Source organism: Vibrio sp. YT-19(2023) (genome assembly GCF_033337395.1).
Genome location: NZ_JAWOQN010000914.1, coordinates 1 through 562, shown reverse-complemented (window position 1 = coordinate 562; position 562 = coordinate 1). Strand labels below are relative to the sequence as shown.

The following is a 562-nucleotide window of genomic DNA, read 5'->3' as shown; positions in this document are numbered from 1 at the left end:
CATTGGTCTTTCGCGGCTTGAATTTGTTGCTCACGTGCACCTTTCTCTGCTTCTTGCGCTAGTGCATCTGCCGCTTTTTCACCAGCTTTTGCTTGTTCCAGTTTCGCTTCGATTTCTGGGCTGTGAAGCGTAAAAATTAACTGGCCTTTTTCAACATCATCGCCTTTGCGAACCATCACTTCGTCAATGCGACCTGGGACTTTTGATGAAATGCTGTATTGCTGAGCTTCAATCAAACCTTGCAAGCGAACTGGTTCTGGCTGATAAGCTTGGTAAAACTGATAGCCAACCCAAGAAGCCACACCCAAGGCGCAAAGTGAAAGTAGAACGGGTTTTAAAGATTTTGCTGCCATGACTTATTTAACCTCTTTGGATATTTTCGCTGGGGCGTAAGCGGTATTTTGATATTGTTCGAAGCTGTTCATTTCACTGCTTAATGCTAATAGTTTGGTTAGTGAAATCAGATAGCGGAAGCGCGCCGCCGAACGTTGGGTTTCGATACTGGCAACATAAAGCTGAGCGTCCACCACATCGAGAGAAGAAGAAAGACCTTGAGTGAATG

1 protein-coding gene and 1 pseudogene are annotated in these 562 nt (G+C 45.2%); both read right to left on the bottom strand.

What is annotated here, in order from left to right:
- Window positions 1-353 (bottom strand): biotin/lipoyl-binding protein (locus tag R7E78_RS29160; RefSeq protein ID WP_318059023.1); only part of this gene is annotated, 353 nt, incomplete at its 3' end.
- 3 nt (window positions 354-356) lie between these two features.
- Window positions 357-562: pseudogene (locus tag R7E78_RS29155) on the bottom strand (TolC family protein); the annotation flags it as partial.